The organism is Streptomyces sp. NPDC059455, assembly GCF_042750115.1.
Taxonomy (GTDB): domain Bacteria; phylum Actinomycetota; class Actinomycetes; order Streptomycetales; family Streptomycetaceae; genus Streptomyces; species Streptomyces endocoffeicus.
In genome coordinates, this window is the sequence record NZ_JBHYVB010000364.1 from 1 (window position 1) to 5,977 (window position 5,977).

Consider the following 5,977-nt stretch of genomic DNA (forward strand, 5'->3'; position numbering starts at 1 on the left):
CTCGGGCGCCTGGTTATTTTGTTATAAAGTCCCCGCCCCCCCGCGGCGCGGGGGGCGCCCCCCCCCCCCCCCACGGCGCCGCCCGGCCCGGCACCGACGTGACCGGACCGGCCGCCGCCCCCGGCCGTCCCGCCGCCGCGACCGCCGAGGCGGGCACGGACGCCGCGGCAGGCGCCGCGGCCAAGGGCGTGCCCACCCCCAAGGACCTCGCCGACCTGGGCCGTGGCCCCGCCGGGCCCGGCGGCCAGGCGGACCGGCAGCCGGCCGGCGCCACGCTGCGCTGGTCCTCCGACAAGGGCTGGATCGACCGGGGCCCCGGCTCCGGAATGGGGGAGCCGGCGGAGACCGCCAACCTCCCCATGCTGGCCCAGCTCACCAGCGCCGAGCAGCGCTGGGCCGACCGCGAGGAGGACATCACCGCGGTCAGCGGCGACCCGTTCGAGGTCGGCCAGGTCTTCGCCCGCCGCTGGACCGACCGACTCGCCGATACGGGCCATCTCCAGCAACTCTCCACGGAGTACCCCCGCATCCCGCACCGCATCGACGGTGAACTGCTCCGCTACGCGGCCCGCTTCGGGCTGCTGGCCCACAAGGACGACCAGATCGACGAGCACGACCGCTATGCGATCCGGGCGGGCTTCTGGCGCGAGATCGACCTCCGCTCGGCGGCGGAGCACGCCCAGGCGGGCGGGTAGGGGGTATCCGGCGGATCGTGCCGCCTATGGCGGGCCGCGGATCGTGCCGCCTGCGGCGGGCTGCTCCCCTCCCCGCCCCTTCCCGAAACTGGGGCTCCGCCCCAGCCCCCGACCGGGGCTCCGCCCCAGACCCCGGACTGGGGCTTCGCCTCTGGCCCCGATGCTGGGGCTTCGCCTCAGGCCCCAGGCCGGGGATCCGCTTCTGGCCCCGGGCCGGGGCTTCGCCTCAGGCCTTGGGTCGGGGATCCGCCCCTAATCCCGGCCCGGGGTTCCGGCTCAGACCTCGGGCCGGGGCTCTGCCTCTGGCCTTGGGCCGGGGCTCTGCCCCTGATCCCGGGCTCCGGCCCCAGGCCCCACGGGCCGGGGCTTCGCCCCTTCCTGCGGTATCGATATGTCGCTCCGCGCAGCTCGCGTGGCGGGGCCTCGTCCTGGGTGTCGGGGTCCAGGGGCGGAGCCCCTGGTAGTGGGAAGGGGCGGGGAGGGGAAAGATCCGCCCGGCACCCCGTAGGCCGCGGTCCGGCCCTCCTCCCGCGAACCGCGCCCTGAGGGCCCCTAGGGCCCCGAGGGCGGGAGCGGGTGTTTGGGCGCGTACCCTCATAGCTCGTGAGGACGGGCGCGAAACAGGCGACGAGTGGCGATGTGGTGTGCACCGTGCGCGGCCTGGTCAAGACCTATCCCGCGGCGCGCGGCCGACGCGGGGCGCCCGCCACGCCCGCCGTCCGGGCCAGCGACGGCATCGACCTCGATGTGGTGCGCGGCGAGGTTTTCGGGCTGCTCGGGCCCAATGGCGCCGGCAAGTCCACCCTCGTACGGCAGCTCACCGGCCTGCTGCGGCCCGACGAGGGCCAGGTGCGGGTGCTCGGCCACGATCTCGTACGCCACCCCGAGCGCGCCGCCCGGCTGCTGGGCTATCTCGGCCAGGACTCCACCGCGCTGGACGAGCTGACCGTCGCCCTCGCCGCCGAGACCACCGCGCGGCTGCGCGGCCTGGAGACCCGCGCGGCCCGCGCCGAGCGCGACGCGGTGATCGAGGAGCTTGGGCTCGGGGAGGTCGCCGGGCGCCCGCTGAGGAAGCTTTCCGGGGGCCAGCGGCGGCTGGCCTGCGTCGCCGCCGCGCTGGTGGGGGAGCGGCCGCTGCTGGTGCTGGACGAGCCCACCAGCGGGATGGACCCCGTCGCCCGGCGCGCCGTATGGGCGGCCGTGGACCGGCGGCGGGCCGAGCGGGGGGTGACGGTGGTGCTGGTCACCCACAATGTGATCGAGGCGGAGACGGTCCTGGACCGGGTCGCGGTGCTGGACCGTGGCCGGGTCATCGCCTGCGACACGCCCGCCGGGCTCAAGGCGTTGGTGGCCGACGAGGTGCGGCTGGAGCTGGTGTGGCGCACCGAGCCGCCGCTGGAGGTGCCCGAGGTCGCCGCCCTGTGGAAGTCCGCCGAGGCGGCCAGGGCGGCCGGCGGGGCCTCCGGGCGGCGCTGGACGCTCCGGCTGCCGCCGGACGACGCGCGCGCCGCCATCGCCACTGTGACCGGCGGCCCCGCCTTCGCCGCGCTGGACGATTTCACCCTTGCCACGCCGAGCCTGGAGGATGTGTACATCGCCCTGGGGGGCCGTGCGGAGGGCGCGGAGGGGCTGGTGAAGGCGTGACCGCCGGGGCGAGCCGGTGAACGCGTCGGTGAACGCGTTGGTGACCGTGACCGTATTCGAGCCGTAAGAGGCGAAGAGGAGCAGCACAACGTGAGTGTCATGCCCGCCGTGTCCGGTGTATCCGGTGTGCCCGGGGCCACTGGTGTGCCTGGTGTGTCCGGTACGTCTGCTGGGCTGCCCGGTGCGTCCGGTGTCTCGGGCGTCTCGGGTACCTCGGGTACCTCGGGGGCGTCCGGTGACGCCGGTGAGGCCGGTGACATGCCCGCGCCGCTGGCGGCCCGGGCGCGGCTCTTCCCCGCGCTCGTCGCGGTCTACCGCGCCCAGCTCTCACGGGCCCGGGTGGCCCGGATCCCGCTGCTCTTCGTGGCCACCTTCCAGTCCATCGGGATCATGATCCTGATGCGTGGGGTGGTGGACGGCGGAAGCGAGGCGCGGTCGGTGGTGGCCGGGTCGAGCGTGCTGGTGGTCGCCTTCGTGGCGCTCAACCTGCTCGCGCAGTACTTCGGTCAGCTGCGGGCCAGCGGCGGTCTTGACCACTACGCGACCCTGCCGGTGCCGCCCTCGGCCGTGGTGCTCGGGGCGGCCGCCGCGTACGCCTCCTTCACCGTGCCCGGGACCGCCGTCACCGCGGTGATGGGCAGTGTGCTTTTCCAACTGCCCATGACCAACCTGTGGATCCTCCTCGCCGTGATCCCCCTGTCCGGCGCCGCCCTCGCCGGACTCGGCGCCGCACTGGGGCTGCTCGCCCCGCGCCAGGAACTCGCCACGCTGTGCGGCCAGTTGGGGATGTCCGCCGCGCTGCTGCTCGGTGTGCTGCCCGCGGCCCGGATGCCGCAGGTGGTGTCGTACGCGCGCGATCTGCTGCCGTCGACGTACGGTGTGGAGGCCCTGGCCCGGTCCTTCGACGGGCAGCCCGACTGGTGGGTGGTCTGCGCCGACCTCGGGGTGTGCGCCGGGGTGGCCGTGGTGTCCCTCGCCGCCGCGACCTGGGCCTATCGGCGGGCGGCGGTGCGGTGACGCGCCGCAGCGAACGTCCCGCCGACCGAAGTACGCCATCCGCCTGGCACGATGACGGGGTGACCGCACCGTTGACGCCGCATGATCAGCACTCGCCGCACGACGAGCCCGCCGAGGGCCGGCCGCCGTCCCACGAGCAGCCTGCCGGGGACGCCGCTGTGCCGTACCCCACCGGGTATCCAGCGCATCCGGGGCAGGCTTCGGGGCATCCGGAGCACGCTGAGCATTCCGATGAGCACGCCGAGTTCTCCGAGCACGCCGAGTTCTCCGAGCACTCCGAGCACTCCGAGCCCGGGCCCGAGTTGCGTGCCGAACTGGTGCAGGCGTCGCTGGTCGCCATCGCGGTGGCGGTCGCCGGGGTGCTTCTCGGGCTGCTGTGGCTGTGGTTGGCGCCGAAGGTTCCCCTGGTCTCGGACGGTTCCGCCGTCTATCTGAAGAACTCGGAAGGGGAGGACGCGGTCGGCGCGGACGGGATGTTCACGCTGCTCGGGCTCGCCTTCGGGGCCGTCTCGGCCATCATCGTCTTTCTGCTCTTCCGCCACGGCGGTATCGCGCTGGTCGTCGGGCTGGCGATCGGCGGAGTGCTCGCCTCGGTGATCGCCTGGCGGCTGGGCGTATGGCTGGGGCCCACCTCGGACGTCGTGGCGCATGCCAAGGAGGCCGGTAAGGGCGTCACCTTCGACGGGCCGCTCAAGCTGGGCGCCAAGGGTGCGCTGCTGGCGTGGTCGGTGGCGGCGATGGTGATCCACCTGGCGCTGACCGGGCTCTTCGGCCCCCGGGACCCGGAGCCCGCGCTGCCGCCCCCGGCGACGCCGGGAGCGCGCTGAACGGAGCGCGTCTCTTGCCTGGCCCGGTGTTCGCGGGCCCGGTCCGCCGCCCCCTCCCGACTCAGGGAGAGGGGACGCTGGAGGCGCGGACGATGAGTTCGGGGCGCAGCCGCTTGGACTCCACGTCCTCGCCCTCCAGCAGCCGCAGCAGCGTCCGCAGCCCCTCGCGCCCCATGTCGAGCATGGGTGACCGCACCGTCGTCAGCGGCACCGGCAACTCCGCCGCCAGCGGCGTGTCGTTGAAGCCCACGACGGCCACGTCATCCCCCGCCCGCAGCCCCTGGTGGCGCAGTGCGCCTATCGCGCCGATGGCCGCGAAGTCGTTGACCGCGAAGATGGCCGTCGGCGGGTTCGGGGTGTCCAGCAGCCGCGCCGTCGCGGCGTGGCCGCCGGAGACGTCGAAGCGGGACTGGGCTATGCGGTCCGCCGGAATGGACAGCCCCGCCTCCCGATAGCGGTCCACCAGGCCCGCGGTGCGGTCGATACCGGTGCTGGCGTACGGCTCGCCCGCGACGACGGCGACATCGCGGTGGCCCAGCTCCAGCAGATGCTCGGCCACCAGCCGCCCGCCGAGATAGTCGTCGCAGGTCACCGAGGGATGGGCCCCGGCGGTGCGGCTGACCAGGACGAACGGAATGCCGCGGCCGGCCACCTCGTCCAGGAACCGCCCGTCCACATACGCGTCGCCGAAGATCATGCCGTCGACGCGCCGCCCGATGACCATATTGGTGCGGGTGCGCTGTGCCTCGGGGCGGTCGCCGGTGTTGGCGACGAACGTGGACAGTCCGTGCTCGGCGGCGGCCTCCTCGATGCCCTCGTAGATCGTGGCCAGCACCATGTCGGACAGCCGGGGCACCAGCACGCCCACCAGGTTGCTGCGCCGGGTGCGCAGGCTCGTGGCGTGCGGGTTGGGCTGATAGCCGAGCTCGTCGGCGAGGCGGCGGATGCGCTCGACCGTGCTGGCCGAGGCGGCGCGCAGGCTCTCGTCCGGTTTGGCGTGCAGCACCCGCGACACGGTCGAGACATGGAGGCCGAGCTGATCGGCGATGGTGCGCAGGGTGACCGGTCCTGATCGCTGCGTACCCACTCCGCTCGGCCTCCGCTTGTCCCGCCGCCGCGGCCGGACCTCGGTCGCGGCCAGTTGGCGCGAATGGTAACAGCGGACCCCTTGACACCCGCTGCCGGTGGCCCACATTCTACCCAAACGATTGGCCCAAACGTTTGGGTGCGAGATCGAGCCATATGAGATCGGTTTCGCGTCATCGATGAGGAGGCAGGGTGCGCAGGATCGTCGTGCTGTCGACGGGCGGAACCATTGCCACGCGGCAGGACGCCCATGGCACCAGGCTCGCCGCCGAGTCCGCGGACGCCTTGTTGGAGCGGCTCCCGTGGCCGCCGGGGGTGGCGATCGAGGCGAGGGACGTGTTCTGCCTGGGCAGCTATCTGCTGACCCCGGCCGATATGCACGGCGTCGCCCTGGCCGTCCGCGAGGCGCTGGCCGACGAGTCGGTGGCCGGGGTCGTCGTCACCCACGGCACCGACAGCCTGGAGGAGACCGCCTATCTGGTGGATCTCTTTCACGGCGACGCCCGGCCCGTGGTGTTCACCGGGGCGATGCGCCCGGCGGACGCCCCGGACGGCGACGGCCCGCGCAATCTGGCGGACGCGATCGCGGGGGCGGTCCCCCTCGGCGCCCCCGCCCGGGGGGGGGGGGGCGGGTTGCTCGGGCAGGGGGAACCCCCCCCGGGCACCCGGAAGGGGGCAACCACGGCGCCCCGCGCGGTGGGCGGCCCC

At 74.1% G+C, this 5,977-nt stretch carries 5 protein-coding genes and 1 pseudogene; 5 read left to right on the plus strand and 1 reads right to left on the minus strand.

What is annotated here, in order from left to right; all coding sequences use genetic code 11:
* The 4 genes and pseudogenes from ACFXB5_RS52005 to ACFXB5_RS52020 all read left to right on the plus strand — a co-directional run.
* Positions 1 to 695: pseudogene (locus ACFXB5_RS52005) on the plus strand (NYN domain-containing protein); the annotation flags it as partial.
* A 603-nt stretch (positions 696 to 1,298) separates the two neighbouring features.
* On the plus strand, positions 1,299 to 2,339 hold the full coding sequence (locus ACFXB5_RS52010) for an ABC transporter ATP-binding protein (protein ID WP_385222722.1): 1,041 nt from the start codon (positions 1,299 to 1,301) through the stop codon (positions 2,337 to 2,339).
* A 258-nt stretch (positions 2,340 to 2,597) separates the two neighbouring features.
* Positions 2,598 to 3,356, plus strand: coding sequence for an ABC transporter permease (locus ACFXB5_RS52015; protein WP_020872096.1), 759 nt, complete (start codon positions 2,598 to 2,600; stop codon positions 3,354 to 3,356).
* 59 nt (positions 3,357 to 3,415) lie between these two features.
* Positions 3,416 to 4,183: an SLC41A family transporter gene (locus tag ACFXB5_RS52020; protein WP_385222725.1), complete on the plus strand. Its 768-nt coding sequence runs from the start codon at positions 3,416 to 3,418 to the stop codon at positions 4,181 to 4,183.
* A 61-nt stretch (positions 4,184 to 4,244) separates the two neighbouring features.
* Here ACFXB5_RS52020 and ACFXB5_RS52025 read toward each other — a convergent pair whose 3' ends face one another.
* Positions 4,245 to 5,270 (minus strand): LacI family DNA-binding transcriptional regulator, encoded by a 1,026-nt coding sequence (locus ACFXB5_RS52025; RefSeq protein WP_385222727.1) that lies wholly within the window; start codon positions 5,268 to 5,270, stop codon positions 4,245 to 4,247.
* A gap of 191 nt (positions 5,271 to 5,461) precedes the next feature.
* Between ACFXB5_RS52025 and ACFXB5_RS52030 the strand changes: the two genes are divergently transcribed.
* Positions 5,462 to 5,977: asparaginase domain-containing protein (locus ACFXB5_RS52030; protein WP_385222730.1), on the plus strand; the 516-nt coding region annotated here is incomplete at its 3' end.